The following is a 14,559-nucleotide window of genomic DNA, read 5'->3' as shown; positions in this document are numbered from 1 at the left end:
TGTCCAAATCGGATCAGTATCCTAGCACCTCCTCGCCCGCCGACGCTAAGACCAAGCGGGCAGCCCAACAGGTTTAAAAACGAATGAATGCTCTAGCCCGCCGCGCTGCAGGCCTGCTGCTCAGCACAGTTTGTCTGCCCCTTTCAGCTTTGGCTGCCGACCCACAACCCACCCACGAATTCACCCTGGATAACGGCCTTAAAGTGGTCGTGCGCGAAGACCATCGCGCGCCGGTGGTGGTTTCCCAGGTCTGGTACAAGGTGGGTTCGAGCTACGAAACCCCGGGCCAGACCGGTTTGTCCCACGCCCTGGAACACATGATGTTCAAGGGCAGCGCCAAGGTCGGCCCCGGCGAAGCCTCGCTGATCCTGCGCGACCTGGGCGCCGAAGAAAATGCGTTCACCAGCGATGACTACACCGCCTATTACCAAGTGCTCGCACGTGACCGCCTGGGCGTCGCCTTTGAGCTGGAAGCCGACCGCATGGCCAGCCTGCGCCTGCCGGCCGACGAGTTCAGCCGCGAGATCGAGGTGATCAAAGAAGAGCGCCGCCTGCGCACCGACGACAACCCGATGTCCAAGGCCTACGAGCGCTTCAAGGCGATGGCCTACCCGGCCAGCGGCTACCACACGCCGACCATCGGCTGGATGGCCGACCTTGAGCGCATGAAAGTCGAAGAGCTGCGCCACTGGTATCAATCCTGGTACGTGCCGAACAACGCCACCCTGGTGGTAGTCGGCGACGTCACCCCGGACGAGGTGAAAAACCTCGCCCAGCGCTACTTCGGCCCGATCCCCAAGCGTGACGTACCGCCAGCGAAGATCCCGCTGGAACTCGCCGAGCCGGGCGAGCGCCTGCTGACCATGCACGTGCAAACCCAACTGCCAAGCGTGATCCTTGGCTTCAACGTGCCCGGCCTGGCCACCGCCGAAGACAAACGCTCGGTACAGGCCTTGCGCCTGCTCTCGGCGCTGCTCGATGGCGGCTACAGCGCGCGTATTTCGGAGCAATTGGAACGCGGTGAAGAGCTGGTTTCCGCCGCCTCCACCAGCTACGACGCCTACACCCGTGGTGACAGCCTGTTCACCCTGACGGCCACACCGAATCAGCAGAAGAAAAAGACCATTGCCCAAGCCGAAGCCGGGCTGTGGCGCCTGCTCGATGAGTTGAAGGCCAAGCCGCCCACTACCGAAGAACTGGAGCGCATCCGCGCCCAGGTGATTGCCGGCGTGGTCTACCAGCGTGATTCCATCACTAGCCAGGCCACGGCCATCGGTTCCCTGGAAACCGTCGGGCTGTCCTGGAAACTGATGGACACCGAACTGGCCGACTTGCAAAGCGTGACCCCGGAAGATATCCAGAAGGCCGCACGTACTTATTTCACCCGCGAACGTTTGAGCGTCGCCCATGTTTTGCCTGAGGAGACCGCTCATGAGTGATCGTAAAAGCAGCCGCCTGATCTTCCCTGGCCTGGTCGTCGTTACCCTGATCGCCGCCAGTGCCGTGTACTTGCTGCGCCCGAGCGAATCTGTCGCCAGCCAGGCGTTGGATAAAGCTGAATCGGCCAACAAGCTGCAATCCCTGGCAGAGCTGGACGGCAAGGCGCCGACCAACCGCAAGCTCGACGTGCAAACCTGGACTACCACCGAAGGCGCCAAGGTGCTGTTCGTCGAAGCCCATGAATTGCCAATGTTCGACATGCGCATCCTGTTCGCCGCCGGCAGCAGCCAGGACGGCAACACGCCCGGCGTGGCACTGCTGACCAATGCCATGCTCAACGAAGGCGTGCCGGGCAAGGATGTCAGCCAGATCGCCAGCGGCTTTGAAGGCCTGGGCGCCGACTTCGGCAATGGCGCTTACCGCGACATGGCGCTGGTGTCCCTGCGCGGCCTGAGCGACAGCGATAAACGCGACGCGGCCTTGGCGCTGTTTGACGACGTGATCGGCAAGCCGACCTTCCCGGCCGACTCCCTGGCGCGGATCAAGAACCAGATCCTCGCCGGCTTCGAGTACCAGAAGCAGAACCCGGCCAAGCTGGCCAGCCTTGAGCTGTTCAAGCGCCTGTACGGCGACCACCCTTACGCTCACCCGAGCGAAGGCACGCCTGAAAGCGTACCGAAGATTACCCTCGCGCAGCTGCAGGCGTTCCACGCCAAGGCGTATGCCGCAGGCAACGCGGTGATTGCCGTGGTCGGCGACCTGACGCGCGCCGAGGCCGAGGCCATGACCGCCAAGGTGTCGGCATCGCTGCCCAAAGGCCCGGCACTGGCGAAAATCGCCCAGCCCACCGAACCGAAAGCCGGCCTGAGCCATATCGAGTTCCCGTCCAAGCAGACGCACTTGCTGTTCGCCCAATTGGGTATCGACCGTGCCGACCCCGACTACGCAGCCTTGTCACTGGGTAACCAGATCCTCGGCGGCGGTGGCTTCGGCACCCGTTTGATGAGCGAAGTACGTGAAAAGCGCGGCCTGACCTACGGCGTGTATTCCGGCTTCTCGCCGATGCAGGTACGCGGCCCGTTCATGATCAACCTGCAAACCCGCGCCGAAATGAGTGGCGGCACCTTGCGCCTGGTTGAAGATGTGCTGGCCGACTACCTCAAGACCGGCCCGACGCAAAAGGAGCTGGACGACGCCAAGCGTGAGCTGGCCGGCAGCTTCCCGCTGTCCACCGCGAGCAACGCCGATATCGTCGGGCAGCTGGGCGCCATGGGTTTCTACAACCTGCCGCTGAGCTATCTGGAAGATTTCATGAAACAATCCCAGGCCCTTACCGTAGAGCAGGTCAAGACTGCAATGAACAAACACTTGAGCGCCGACAAGATGGTCATCGTGACCGCCGGCCCGACGATTGCGCAAAAGCCACTACCGCCCCCCACTGATAAACCTGCCGAGCAGCCGCTCGGGGTTCCGGAGCATTAATGGCCAGTTCATCTCGCCCGAAAAAACCCGTCCACAACGTGCATAACGGTGTGGGCCAACTGCGCATCATTGGCGGTGAATGGGGCAGCCGCAAGCTGAGCTTCCCCGACGTCGTAGGCCTGCGCCCGACGCCGGACCGCGTGCGTGAAACCCTGTTCAACTGGCTCGCGCCTTACATCGGCGGGGCCAAGGTACTGGACCCGTTCGCCGGCAGCGGCGCGCTGTTCCTGGAGGCGCTGTCCCGTGGCGCGGCCCAGGGCCAGGCGCTGGATGCCAGCAACGTGGCGGTGTCCAGCCTCAAGGAACACCTTGGCACACTGCGTTGCACCACCGGCCAGGTTCAAACTGCCGATGCGCTGCGCTATCTGGAAACCCAGGCAGCCACCGAATACGACGTGGTGTTTCTCGATCCGCCGTTCAACCAGAACCTGTTGCCGACCGTGTGTGCATTGCTGGAAGACCGCCAATGGCTGGCACCGGATGCCTGGATCTACACTGAAAGCGAGACCGCGCCGTCGACCCTCGGCCTGCCGGGCGCCTGGCGTTTGCACCGGGAGCAGAAGTCCGGGCGGGTGTATTACGCGCTGTGGCATCGGTTGGTCGAAGGCGTTGCCTGATCTGTAGTGAGTGAGCTTGTTGTGGTGACAGGACTTGCTGTGGCAAGCCCGCTCGCCACAACAGCGCGCTCACCACACAGAGTCGTTCGCCACAGAGATTCCCATGACACCTGACTCAGACCTCTTCAAACCCGCCTTCGGCCTCGGCAACCCCCACTTGCAAACACTGTGGGGGCCATTGTGGCGCCCCACCACCCATATCGAACGCCAACGCGAACGCCTGTGGCTGGACGACGGTGACTTCCTCGACCTTGACTGGCACGGCCCCCATGACGCGCAAGCGCCGCTGGTGCTGGTGCTGCACGGATTGACGGGCTCTTCGAATTCCCCCTACGTGGCCGGCCTGCAAAAAGCCCTCGCCGCTCAAGGCTGGGCCAGCGCAGCCTTGAACTGGCGCGGCTGCTCGGGCGAACCGAACCTGCTGGCGCGCAGTTACCACTCGGGCGCCAGCGAAGACCTGGCGGCGGCGATTGCCCATCTGCGTGCCAAGCGGCCGTTGGCGCCGTTGTATGCCGTGGGTTATTCGCTGGGCGGCAACGTGCTGCTCAAGCACTTGGGGGAAACCGGCGCGGCCTCGGGGCTGCAAGGCGCAGCGGCGGTGTCGGTGCCGTTCCGGCTGGACCAATGTGCCGACCGCATCGGCCTGGGGTTTTCGCGGGTTTATCAAAAGCACTTCATGCGCGAGATGCTGGCGTATATCCGCGTCAAGCAAAGCCGCTTTTTGCTGGACGGTCGTGCGGACGGGCTGAAAACCCTGGAGTCACTGGGTTCTCTGGAGAAGATGCGCACGTTCTGGGATTTCGACGGGCGGGTGACGGCGCCGCTACACGGTTTCCTCAGCGCCGAGGACTATTACCGTCGTGCGTCGAGCCGGTATTACTTGGGTGACATTCGCACACCCACGCTGATCATCCACGCCGCCGATGACCCGTTTGTGTTCGCCCACAGCCTGCCGGAGGCCAGCGAACTGTCGGACTGCACCGAGTTTGAGCTGCTGGCCAAGGGTGGGCATGTGGGGTTTGTCGATGGTTCTCTCAGGCGCCCCAGTTACTATCTGGAACGCCGTATTCCAGAGTGGCTACTGACACAACACGGTTAAAAAATGTGGGAGCGGGCTTGCTCGCGAAGGCGGTGTATCAGTCACAAATCTATCGACTGACACTCTGCATTCGCGAGCAAGCCCGCTCCCACATTTTGATTGGGTTTGCAGGCCTGGCGGCTTAGTCGCCGGTTGCGATTTGCCGCGCCGGATCAGTAATCCACTCACTCCACGACCCCGCATACAGCTTGCCCAACGGGTAACCCGCCAGGCTCAGGGCGAACAGGTTATGGCACGCCGTCACCCCCGAACCGCAATACGCCACCAGCTCATCCGGCGAACGGGCTTGCAACTGCGCGGCGAAACGCTGTTTGAGCTGCTCAGCCGGCAGGAAGCGGCCATCACTGCCGAGGTTTTCGTTAAACGCCGCACATTGCGCGCCGGGAATATGCCCGGCAATCGGGTCGATGGGCTCCACGTCACCCCGGAAACGCGGCTGGGCGCGAGCGTCGATCAAGGTCATGCCCGGTTCGCCCAGGCGTTTTTGCAGATGTTCGGCGTCCAGCACCAAGTGATTGTCCGGCGAACCGGCAAACGTCCCCGGCTCAACCAATGGCGCGTCCAGGCTCAGCGGGAAACCGGCGGCGTGCCAGGCCTTGAGGCCACCGTCCAGAATAAACACGCCATCACGTTTGCCCAGCCAGGCCAGCAACCACCACGCGCGGGCGGCATAGGCGCCGGGGCCGTCGTCATACAGCACGATGTCGGTGTCGGCATTGATGCCCCAGGCTCGCAGCTGCGCAATGAACGTGTCCGCATCAGGCAATGGGTGTCGGCCAGTCATGCCTTTGGTCACCGGGCCGCTGAGATGGCGTTCCAGGTCAGCGTACTGCGCGCCTTCGATATGCCCTTCGGCATAGCTGCAAAGCCCGTAGTCCGGGTCTTCGAGGGCAAAGCGGCAATCCAGGATCACCAGCCTGCCGGCCTTCTGGCGCTCGGCGAGTTGCTGGGGGCTGATCAGTTGGGCAAGCGGCATGACGGACTCCTGTAAACAGATTCGGGAAAGGCCCTACTTCACTTCTTCCAGTGCCTGGTTCAACGGCACGTAAAACTCTTTGAACAGGGCATCCACCGCCTCTTTCGCCTGCGGCGTGACAAACCCTGCCTCCAGCACCAGCACCTGATACACCCCGCGCTTGATCGCCTCGGCGCTCAAGTGGGTGGAGTTTTCATTGGTGGTGCACAGGAAACGCACCCACGAGGTGAGGATGATCCAGGCATTGAGCGTCAGGGCTTCGGTTTGCACCGGGTCCATCGTGAGAATGCCCGCGTCGACAAACCCTTGGTAAATGGCGTTGCCCTGGGTCAGGCAGCGCTGGGAAAAACGCCGGTAGCCAGTGGCCAACTCCGGGTCGCTTTCCAGCAGGTGTTCGAGGTCGCGGTGCAGGAAGCGGTAGCGCCACATGCCGGCCAGTACGGCCTGCAGGTAGAAGCGTTTGTCTTCGACGGTGACTGCGCGGCCTTGGGGCGGGCGCAGGAAAGTGTCCACCAGCGCTTCATATTCGCGAAACAGCACGGCGATGATCGCCTGCTTATTGGGGAAGTGGTAGTACAGGTTGCCCGGGGAAATTTCCATATGGGCGGCAATATGGTTGGTGCTGACACTGCGCTCGCCCTGCTGGTTAAAAAGCTCCAGGCTGGTTTGCACAATGCGCTCGCTGGTCTTTACTCGTGGTGCCATAGGGGATCAGCTTCTATACACGTGATGGGGCATCTTACGGCCTATCATTGTTTGGATAAAACCGCATGTTGCTGCAATGACATTTGACAATTTAGAGCAATGACTCTAAAAATCCAGGCAGACCTATAACAATTGGGAACTGCGCCATGTCTGCCACCATTGCTTACCTGCAAGATTCCCAGGCGCTGGACCACCTCCAGGACCTGTTCGACGCCCAACGCCGCGCCTATGCCGCCAACCCGATGCCACCGGCGGCGCAGCGCCAGCAATGGCTCAAGGCCTTGCGCGATGTGCTCAGCGACGAACGCCAGGCCCTGATCAACGCGATCAGCCAGGACTTCAGCCACCGCAGCGCAGACGAAACCCTGTTCGCCGAACTGATGCCCAGCCTGCATGGCATTCACTACGCCAGCAAACACCTCAAAGGCTGGATGAAACCTTCCCGTCGCGCCGTAGGCATTGCCTTCCAGCCGGCGTCGGCCAAAGTCATCTATCAACCACTGGGCGTGGTCGGGGTGATCGTGCCGTGGAACTACCCGTTGTATCTGGCTATTGGCCCGTTGGTCGGTGCGTTGGCGGCGGGCAACCGGGTGATGCTCAAGCTCAGCGAGTCCACGCCCGCCACGGGTGAATTGCTCAAGACACTCTTGGCGAAAATCTTCCCCGAAGACCTGGTGTGCGTCGTGCTGGGTGAAGCCGAAGTGGGCATGGCGTTTTCCAAGTTGCGCTTCGATCACTTGCTGTTTACCGGCGCCACCAGCATCGGCAAGCACGTAATGCGTGCGGCGGCCGAACATCTCACGCCGGTAACGCTGGAGCTGGGCGGCAAATCACCGGCCATCGTTTCCGCCGACGTACCGCTCAAGGACGCCGCCGAGCGCATCGCCTTCGGCAAATGCCTGAATGCCGGGCAAACCTGCGTGGCACCGGACTACGTGCTGGTGCCCGAAGATCGCGTTGAAGGCTTCGTCGAGGCCTACAGCAAGGCGGTTCGCGGGTTCTATCCGACTCTGGCCGACAACCCGGACTACACCGCCATCATTAACGAGCGGCAACAGGCCCGGCTGAATGCCTACATCAAAGACGCCACCGACAAAGGCGCCACTCTGATTCCGCTGTACGACCAAGGCCAGGCCCGGCGCATGGCCCACAGCCTGCTGCTCAATGTCAGCGATGAAATGACCGTGATGCAGGACGAAATCTTCGGCCCGGTGCTACCGATAGTGCCGTATCGCGGCATCGATCAGGCCTTTGCCTACATCAACCAACGCCCTCGCCCACTGGCCCTGTATTACTTCGGCTACAACAAGAGCGAGCAAAACCGCGTACTCCACGAAACCCACTCCGGCGGCGTGTGCCTGAATGACACCCTGCTGCACGTGGCCCAGGACGATATGCCCTTCGGCGGCATCGGCCCTTCGGGCATGGGCCACTATCACGGCCACGAAGGCTTCCTCACGTTCAGCAAGGCCAAGGGCGTGCTGGTGAAACAGCGCCTGAACGCGGCGAAGTTGATCTACCCGCCCTATGGCAAATCGATCCAGAAGTTGATTCAAAAGTTGTTTGTTCGCTGATTCCGCCACTCACGGGATAACAATAACAATGAACCCCAGCCTGACTGAAACACCCGAATTGTCGCGGCGCGGCGTCCTCAAAATCGGCCTGTGCGCCAGCGCCTTCCTGGCGACTGCCGGGTTGGGCGCCAGCCTCAGCGGCTGCTCCAGCAGCACCCCGGCCAGCGGCTTTGCGATGCTGCGCAGCAGTGACTTGCCGTTCCTGCGCGCGGTGATCCCGGTGCTGCTCGAAGGCGCGGCCAGCGCCCAGGACGTGGCCGCCGGCATTGAAGACACCCTGAAAAAGCTCGATTACAGCCTGCAGCACCTATCGCCGGAGATGTTCAAGCTCACCCAGCAACTGTTCGATGTGCTCGGCATGGGGATTACGCGCGGGCCGTTGACCGGCATATGGGGCAGTTGGGAAAACGCCAGCAGCGATCAGATCCGCAATTTCCTGCACCGCTGGGAAAACAGTTACCTGAACCTGCTGCGCATGGGCCAGGGCTCGCTGCTCAAGCTGGTGATCATGGCCTGGTACTTCCGGCCGCAGTCCTGGGCCCATTGCGGCTACCCCGGCCCGCCCAAGATCTAGCCCCGACAACCCGATTGGAAAATGTGGGAGCTGGCTTGCCTGCGATGGCGGTGCATCAGCGATGAATTGATCGGCAGGCAAACCGCTATCGCAGGCAAGCCAGCTCCCACATTGGTTGTAACTTCGTACAGAAAAATAAGAGTGCACTCCTATGCCCGTACCCGATCTGTTCCGCGACGGCCTGGCCCGCGGCTGGAAAACCCACAATGGCGCCGCGCTCGACAGCGACCTGACCCTGGAAGCCGACGTGGCGATCATCGGCAGCGGTGCCGGTGGCGGCACCACCGCCGAAATCCTCAGCGCTGCGGGCTACAAAGTGCTGCTGATCGAAGAAGGCCCGCTCAAGACCAGCAGTGACTTCAAGCTGCTCGAGGACGAGGCCTACGCCAGCCTGTACCAGGAAGGCATCGGCCGCATGAGCAAGGACGGCGCCATCACCATCCTGCAAGGTCGAGCCGTGGGCGGCACCACGTTGATCAACTGGACGTCGAGTTTTCGCACGCCCGACGCCACGCTTTCCCACTGGGCCAGTGAATACGCGGTGAAAGGCCACAGCAGCGCCGAGATGGCACCGTGGTTCGAGAAGATGGAACAGCGCCTGGGCATCGCGCCGTGGGCCATCCCACCGAACGCCAATAACGATGTAATCCGCAAAGGCTGCGAAAAGCTCGGTTACAGCTGGCACGTTATCCCGCGCAACGTACGCGGCTGCTTCAACCTGGGTTATTGCGGCATGGGCTGCCCGGTCAACGCCAAGCAATCGATGCTGGTGACCACCATCCCGTCCACGTTGGAAAAAGGCGGCGAGCTGCTGTACCTGGCTCGCGCCGAACGCTTGAAATACAGCGGCGATACCATCAGCAGCCTGGAATGCGTGGCGATGGACGAACGCTGCGTGGCGCCCACCGGGCGCAAGATTACGGTCAAGGCCCGGCATTACGTGCTGGCGGGCGGCGGTATCAACAGCCCGGCGCTGTTGCTGCGCTCGGACGCGCCCGACCCGCATTCGCGCGTGGGCAAGCGCACGTTCCTGCACTTGGTGAACTTCTCCGCCGGGCAGTTCGATGAGGTGATCAACCCGTTCTACGGCGCCCCGCAGTCGATCTACTCCGATCACTTCCAGTGGCAGGACGGCACCACCGGCAAAATGTCCTACAAGCTGGAGGCACCGCCCTTACACCCAGGATTGGCCAGCACCTTGTTCGGCGGCTACGGCACCGGGAACGCGCTGGACATGAGCCAACTGCCCCACACCCACGCCATGCTTGCGCTGCTGCGCGACGGCTTCCACCCCGACAGCACCGGCGGCACCGTGGATTTGCGCGGGGACGGCACGCCGGTGCTGGATTATCAGGTGTCGCCCTACGCGTGGGATGGCCTGCGCCGCGCCTTCCACAGCATGGCCGAGATCCAGTTCGCGGCGGGCGCCAAGTCGGTCAAACCGCTGCACCACGATGCGCGCTACGTGAACACCCTGGCCGAAGCGCGCAGCCTGATTGACGGCTTGAGCCTGGAATTGCACCGCACCACGCTGGGCAGCGCCCATGTGATGGGCGGTTGTGCCATGGGCGAAGACCCGAAAAACGCGGTGGCCGACAGCCTGGGTCGCCATCACCAATTGCGCAATCTGTCGATCCACGACGGCTCGTTATTCCCCACCAGTATTGGGGCTAACCCGCAATTGTCGGTGTATGGGTTAACCGCGCAACTGGCGACAGCCTTGGCCGAACGTCTGAAAACAGCGTGAAAAAACAGGTTATTCGCGGTGTCTATAGTGCTTTCTTATGCATAAGTTGACTTGGCCGACCGGGATGGCTGCGATACCATCCGGTTCCCCAACGGACTCCGCCAGGACGACGCGATGAACCGAGTGTTGTACCCAGGTACTTTCGACCCGATTACCAAAGGCCATGGCGATTTGGTCGAACGCGCCTCTCGCTTGTTCGACCATGTGATCATCGCGGTCGCTGCCAGCCCCAAGAAAAACCCGCTGTTTCCCCTGGAACAGCGCGTGGAGCTGGCGCGTGAGGTCACCAAGCACCTGCCCAACGTAGAAGTGGTAGGTTTCTCGACCTTGCTGGCGCACTTTGCCAAAGAGCAGAACGCCAATGTGTTCCTGCGTGGCCTGCGTGCAGTGTCGGACTTCGAGTACGAATTCCAGCTGGCCAACATGAACCGCCAACTGGCGCCGGACGTGGAAAGCCTGTTCCTCACGCCGTCGGAGCGTTACTCGTTCATTTCCTCGACGTTGGTGCGTGAAATCGCCGCTTTGGGCGGGGATATCACCAAGTTCGTGCACCCGGCTGTCGCGGATGCGCTGACGCTGCGCTTCAAGAAGTAAGGCTCATTGTGGCGAGGGAGCTTGCTCCCGCTGGACTGCGCAGCAGTCCCCATCTTTTCCAGCAGAGCGGGCCGCTTCGCGCCCCAGCGGGAGCAAGCTCCCTCGCCACAGAGATTGCGAACGACATTCGGGCTTGCCACACGCTCGCACTGCGGGCGCCAATGCGGCACAATTGCGCGCATTAGTTTTCAGATGCCCTGGCTGACGGCCCTGGCAGGAGTTTCCATGTCCCTGATCATCACCGACGATTGCATCAACTGCGACGTCTGCGAACCCGAGTGCCCGAACGCTGCGATTTCCCAGGGCGAAGAGATCTACGTGATCGACCCCAACCTGTGCACCCAGTGCGTCGGCCACTACGACGAGCCTCAGTGCCAGCAAGTGTGCCCGGTGGATTGCATTCCGCTGGATGAAGCTCATCCTGAGACTGAAGAGCAGTTGATGGAGAAGTACCGGTTGATTACCGGTAAAGCCTGAGGTTCTTTAGTGCCTGTCAAGGCCTCTTCGCGAGCAAGCCCGCTCCCACATTCGACCGCATTCTCATCTTGGAACTCGGTCAACTGTGGGAGCGGGCTTGCTCGCGAAGGCGGCATCAGCCATCACACACCACTCAGCTCTGGCACTTAGGGCAAAACACACTCGCCCGCTGCCCCAACACCACATTGCGCAACTCGCTGCCGCACACCTTGCACGCCTCGCCGCCCCGCCCGTAGACGAACAGCTCCTGCTGGAAATACCCCGGCTGCCCATCACCGCCGATAAAATCGCGCAAGGTGGTGCCGCCACGCTCGATGGCCGCCGCCAACACACGCTTGATCTCAATCGCCAGCTTCAGGTAACGCCCGCGTGAAATACCGCCAGCGGCCCGACGCGGATCAATCCCGGCGGCGAATAACGCTTCCGTCGCATAGATATTGCCCACGCCCACCACCACCGCGTTGTCCATGATGAACGGCTTCACCGCCATCGACTTGCCACGGGACAGTTGAAACAGCCGCTCACCGTCAAACAGGTCGGTCAACGGCTCCGGGCCCAGGCGAATCAGCAGCTCATGATTGTGCGGGTCCTGACTCCACAGCATCGCGCCGAAGCGCCGTGGGTCGGTGTAGCGCAGGGCCATGCCGGATTCCAGCTCGATGTCTACATGCTCATGCTTGGCCGCCGGCAGGCCGACCTCCACCAGACGCAAATTACCCGACATGCCCAAGTGGCTGATCAGCGTGCCGACTTCGGCATTGATCAACAGGTACTTGGCTCGCCGTTCCACCAACACGATGCGCTGCCCGGACAGGCGCACATCGAGGTCTTCCGGGATCGGCCAGCGCAGGCGCCGCTCACGCACGACCACACGGCTGACGCGCTGGCCTTCCAGGTGCGGCGCAATCCCGCGCCGGGTGGTTTCGACTTCTGGTAACTCGGGCATGTGTACCTCGTGAAGAAAGGGTCAGTGCGCGCCCAGTTCGCGGATCGACAACTTCATGCTTTCAAAGTCGTAGTCCGACAGGCCCACGTAATCCAGCACCAGATGGCCGATGGCATTCCACTCATGGTCCACGGTCTGGTTGCCCAGCACGCGATAGGACGAGCAGATATGCTCGGCCATCTTCAGGATCGCCAGCAGGTTTTTCAGCTGTGGGTTGCGTGCCGATTCATCGCTGAAAATCGCCAGGGCGTTGTGGTGGTTGGCGATGGCGTCGGTCACATGCTCCGGCAAGCGCCAGGATTTGGCCGTGTAATAGCCCACCACGGCATGGTTGGTGTTGAACGCGTTGTTTTCGGTGTCGACCACGCGGCAGTCGGGGCCGGCGTTGGCGTAGGCCTGTTCCAGCACCGTCATGTAATTGGGGAAGCGCTTGAGCATCAACGGCACGCCGCAGTCGTGGAACAAGCCCAAGGCGTAGGCCTCGTCGACGGCTTGCGAACCGGTGCGCTTGGCCAGGGTCAGGCAGGTCATGGCCACATCCTGGGCGGTGTCCCAGAAGCGGTTGAGGGTGACGATGGTGTCGTCGCTCATCTCGCCTTTAATCGACTGCGCGTTGATCAGGTTGATGATCGAGCGGCTGCCCAGCAGGTTCACGGCGCGCTGGATCGAGGCAATCTTGTTGCTCAGGCCGTAATACGGCGAGTTGACGATTTTCAGCAAGGCACCGGAGAGGCCTGGGTCCTGGGAGATCAGCCGCGCGATCACTTCCAGGTCCGGGTCGGGCATGTACTGCTCCATCTGCAAATCCACCATGATTTGCGGTTGAGGCGGCACGCTGATGCCTTGCAGGGCCTGTTGGATCTGCTCGGCGGAAAGCTCTTGGGACATAAGTACACACTCTGGGCTAGGCGGGGATTCTAACCCTTATGAAGACTTGACCGACACCCAAATGCCGAACTGAAACCGGATCAAATGTGGGAGCGGGCTTGCTCGCGAAAGCTCGGTGTCAGTCACCGAATACAGGGGCTGATCCACCGCTTTCGCGAGCAAGCCCGCTCCCACATGTCCGGCGGCGCCGCGAATTCATGCACAACACGGTATACTCCCGCTCTTTTTTCCGGAGCGACGTCATGTCCCTGCCAAGCCTGCGTCTCAAAGCCAACGCCGATCGTCGTTTGCGCAACGGCCACCTGTGGGTCTACAGCAACGAAATCGACGTGGCCGCCACCCCACTTCACGGCTTCCAGGCAGGCGACCAGGCTATCCTGGAAGCGGCCGGCGGCAAGACCCTGGGCATCGTGGCCATGAGCCCGAACAACTTGATCTGCGCACGCCTGCTGTCGCGCGACATCAAGTTGCCGCTGGACAAGTCGCTGCTGGTGCACCGCATCAACGTCGCGCTGTCCCTGCGTGATCGCCTGTTCGACAAGCCGTTCTACCGCCTGGTCTACGGCGATTCCGACCTGCTGCCGGGCCTGGTAGTCGACCGTTTCGGCGACATCCTGGTGGTGCAGATCGCTTCGGCGACCATGGAAGCGCACAAAGAAGACGTGATCGCCGCCCTGACTCAAGTGCTCAAACCAAGCGGCATCCTGTTCAAGAACGACTCCGCCGCACGTGACGCCGAAGGCCTCAACCGCTACGTCGAAACCGTATTCGGCCTGGTGCCGGAATGGGTCGCGCTGGAAGAAAACGGCGTGAAATTCGAAGCCCCGGTGATCCAGGGCCAGAAGACCGGCTGGTTCTACGACCACCGCATGAACCGCGCGCGCCTGGCCCCGTATGCCAAAGGCAAACGCGTGCTCGACCTGTACAGCTACATCGGCGGCTGGGGCGTGCAAGCCGCGGCCTTTGGCGCCAGTGAAGTGTTCTGCGTCGACGCCTCCGCCTTCGCCCTAGACGGCGTGGAGCGCAACGCGGCGCTGAACGGCGTTGCCGAGAAGATGACCTGCATCGAAGGCGACGTGTTCGAAGCCCTGAAAGAACTGAAAGCCAGCGAAGAACGCTTCGACGTGATCGTCGCCGACCCACCGGCCTTCATCAAACGTAAAAAAGACATGAAAAACGGCGAAGGCGCCTACCGCCGCCTGAACGAGCAAGCCATGCGCCTGCTCAGCAAGGACGGCATCCTGGTGAGCGCTTCGTGCTCGATGCACTTGCCGGAAGACGACCTGCAAAACATCCTGCTGACCAGCGCCCGTCACCTGGACCGCAATATCCAGATGCTCGAACGCGGCGGCCAGGGCCCGGATCACCCGGTGCACCCGGCGATTGCCGAGACGCGCTACATCAAGAGCATTACGTGCCGGTTGCTGCCCAATAGCTAAA

General features: G+C 61.8%; 14 protein-coding genes. 10 read left to right on the top strand and 4 right to left on the bottom strand.

What is annotated here, in order from left to right; all coding sequences use genetic code 11:
• Positions 1 to 83 precede the first annotated feature (83 nt).
• From HX783_RS18445 to HX783_RS18430, 4 genes are all read left to right on the top strand, one after another.
• Complete coding sequence (locus tag HX783_RS18445) at positions 84 to 1,439, top strand: pitrilysin family protein (protein ID WP_119737435.1); 1,356 nt, start codon at positions 84 to 86, stop codon at positions 1,437 to 1,439.
• Positions 1,432 to 2,922 carry a pitrilysin family protein gene (locus HX783_RS18440; protein ID WP_177017836.1) on the top strand — a complete coding sequence of 497 codons (1,491 nt, stop codon included), beginning with the start codon at positions 1,432 to 1,434 and terminating at the stop codon, positions 2,920 to 2,922. Before HX783_RS18445 ends, HX783_RS18440 begins: the two co-directional genes overlap by 8 nt.
• A complete protein-coding gene (rsmD, locus tag HX783_RS18435; RefSeq protein WP_159960682.1) occupies positions 2,922 to 3,539 on the top strand; it encodes a 16S rRNA (guanine(966)-N(2))-methyltransferase RsmD in 618 nt (205 codons plus the stop codon). Before HX783_RS18440 ends, rsmD begins: the two co-directional genes overlap by 1 nt.
• 103 nt (positions 3,540 to 3,642) lie before the next feature.
• Positions 3,643 to 4,638 (top strand): hydrolase, encoded by a 996-nt coding sequence (locus HX783_RS18430; protein ID WP_177017835.1) that lies wholly within the window; start codon positions 3,643 to 3,645, stop codon positions 4,636 to 4,638.
• 121 nt (positions 4,639 to 4,759) lie between these two features.
• Here HX783_RS18430 and HX783_RS18425 read toward each other — a convergent pair whose 3' ends face one another.
• Both HX783_RS18425 and HX783_RS18420 read right to left on the bottom strand, forming a co-directional pair.
• Positions 4,760 to 5,614: a sulfurtransferase gene (locus HX783_RS18425; protein ID WP_177017834.1), complete on the bottom strand. Its 855-nt coding sequence runs from the start codon at positions 5,612 to 5,614 to the stop codon at positions 4,760 to 4,762.
• Between the two features lie 33 nt (positions 5,615 to 5,647).
• On the bottom strand, positions 5,648 to 6,319 hold the full coding sequence (locus HX783_RS18420; protein ID WP_177017833.1) for a TetR/AcrR family transcriptional regulator: 672 nt from the start codon (positions 6,317 to 6,319) through the stop codon (positions 5,648 to 5,650).
• Positions 6,320 to 6,465: 146 nt separating this feature from the next.
• Between HX783_RS18420 and HX783_RS18415 the strand changes: the two genes are divergently transcribed.
• The 5 genes from HX783_RS18415 to HX783_RS18395 all read left to right on the top strand — a co-directional run bounded on the left by HX783_RS18415 (position 6,466) and on the right by HX783_RS18395 (position 11,285).
• Entirely contained in the window at positions 6,466 to 7,893 is a 1,428-nt protein-coding gene (locus tag HX783_RS18415; RefSeq protein WP_177017832.1) for a coniferyl aldehyde dehydrogenase, read from the top strand.
• Between the two features lie 28 nt (positions 7,894 to 7,921).
• The gene (locus HX783_RS18410) at positions 7,922 to 8,467 is read left to right on the top strand and encodes a twin-arginine translocation pathway signal protein (protein WP_177017831.1); all 546 of its coding nucleotides are present in this window, start codon (positions 7,922 to 7,924) and stop codon (positions 8,465 to 8,467) included.
• A 151-nt stretch (positions 8,468 to 8,618) separates the two neighbouring features.
• Positions 8,619 to 10,214, top strand: coding sequence for a GMC family oxidoreductase (locus HX783_RS18405; protein WP_177017830.1), 1,596 nt, complete (start codon positions 8,619 to 8,621; stop codon positions 10,212 to 10,214).
• A gap of 114 nt (positions 10,215 to 10,328) precedes the next feature.
• Entirely contained in the window at positions 10,329 to 10,808 is a 480-nt protein-coding gene (coaD, locus tag HX783_RS18400) for a pantetheine-phosphate adenylyltransferase (RefSeq protein WP_003176711.1), read from the top strand.
• Positions 10,809 to 11,033: 225 nt separating this feature from the next.
• Positions 11,034 to 11,285: a YfhL family 4Fe-4S dicluster ferredoxin gene (locus HX783_RS18395; RefSeq protein WP_003213796.1), complete on the top strand. Its 252-nt coding sequence runs from the start codon at positions 11,034 to 11,036 to the stop codon at positions 11,283 to 11,285.
• A 133-nt stretch (positions 11,286 to 11,418) separates the two neighbouring features.
• Here HX783_RS18395 and mutM read toward each other — a convergent pair whose 3' ends face one another.
• Complete coding sequence (gene mutM / locus HX783_RS18390) at positions 11,419 to 12,231, bottom strand: bifunctional DNA-formamidopyrimidine glycosylase/DNA-(apurinic or apyrimidinic site) lyase (RefSeq protein ID WP_159960696.1); 813 nt, start codon at positions 12,229 to 12,231, stop codon at positions 11,419 to 11,421.
• A 21-nt stretch (positions 12,232 to 12,252) separates the two neighbouring features.
• Positions 12,253 to 13,065, bottom strand: coding sequence for an HDOD domain-containing protein (locus HX783_RS18385; RefSeq protein ID WP_177017971.1), 813 nt, complete (start codon positions 13,063 to 13,065; stop codon positions 12,253 to 12,255).
• Positions 13,066 to 13,361: 296 nt separating this feature from the next.
• Here HX783_RS18385 and HX783_RS18380 point away from each other — a divergent pair, with 296 nt between their 5' ends.
• Positions 13,362 to 14,558: a class I SAM-dependent rRNA methyltransferase gene (locus HX783_RS18380; RefSeq protein WP_003213799.1), complete on the top strand. Its 1,197-nt coding sequence runs from the start codon at positions 13,362 to 13,364 to the stop codon at positions 14,556 to 14,558.
• The last annotated feature ends 1 nt before the right edge of the window (position 14,559 follow it).

Source organism: Pseudomonas sp. D2002 (assembly GCF_013385735.1).
Classification (GTDB): domain Bacteria; phylum Pseudomonadota; class Gammaproteobacteria; order Pseudomonadales; family Pseudomonadaceae; genus Aquipseudomonas.
This window is presented reverse-complemented; position numbering and strand designations above follow the sequence as displayed.

Bases quoted from the DNA above. Each gene is read 5' to 3' on its own strand.
- HX783_RS18445 (WP_119737435.1), top strand. From the start codon at position 84: ATGAATGCTCTAGCCCGCCGCGCTGCAGGCCTGCTGCTCAGCACAGTT.
- HX783_RS18440 (WP_177017836.1), top strand. From the start codon at position 1,432: ATGAGTGATCGTAAAAGCAGCCGCCTGATCTTCCCTGGCCTGGTCGTC.
- rsmD (WP_159960682.1), top strand. From the start codon at position 2,922: ATGGCCAGTTCATCTCGCCCGAAAAAACCCGTCCACAACGTGCATAAC.
- HX783_RS18430 (WP_177017835.1), top strand. From the start codon at position 3,643: ATGACACCTGACTCAGACCTCTTCAAACCCGCCTTCGGCCTCGGCAAC.
- HX783_RS18425 (WP_177017834.1), bottom strand. From the start codon at position 5,614: ATGCCGCTTGCCCAACTGATCAGCCCCCAGCAACTCGCCGAGCGCCAG.
- HX783_RS18420 (WP_177017833.1), bottom strand. From the start codon at position 6,319: ATGGCACCACGAGTAAAGACCAGCGAGCGCATTGTGCAAACCAGCCTG.
- HX783_RS18415 (WP_177017832.1), top strand. From the start codon at position 6,466: ATGTCTGCCACCATTGCTTACCTGCAAGATTCCCAGGCGCTGGACCAC.
- HX783_RS18410 (WP_177017831.1), top strand. From the start codon at position 7,922: ATGAACCCCAGCCTGACTGAAACACCCGAATTGTCGCGGCGCGGCGTC.
- HX783_RS18405 (WP_177017830.1), top strand. From the start codon at position 8,619: ATGCCCGTACCCGATCTGTTCCGCGACGGCCTGGCCCGCGGCTGGAAA.
- coaD (WP_003176711.1), top strand. From the start codon at position 10,329: ATGAACCGAGTGTTGTACCCAGGTACTTTCGACCCGATTACCAAAGGC.
- HX783_RS18395 (WP_003213796.1), top strand. From the start codon at position 11,034: ATGTCCCTGATCATCACCGACGATTGCATCAACTGCGACGTCTGCGAA.
- mutM (WP_159960696.1), bottom strand. From the start codon at position 12,231: ATGCCCGAGTTACCAGAAGTCGAAACCACCCGGCGCGGGATTGCGCCG.
- HX783_RS18380 (WP_003213799.1), top strand. From the start codon at position 13,362: ATGTCCCTGCCAAGCCTGCGTCTCAAAGCCAACGCCGATCGTCGTTTG.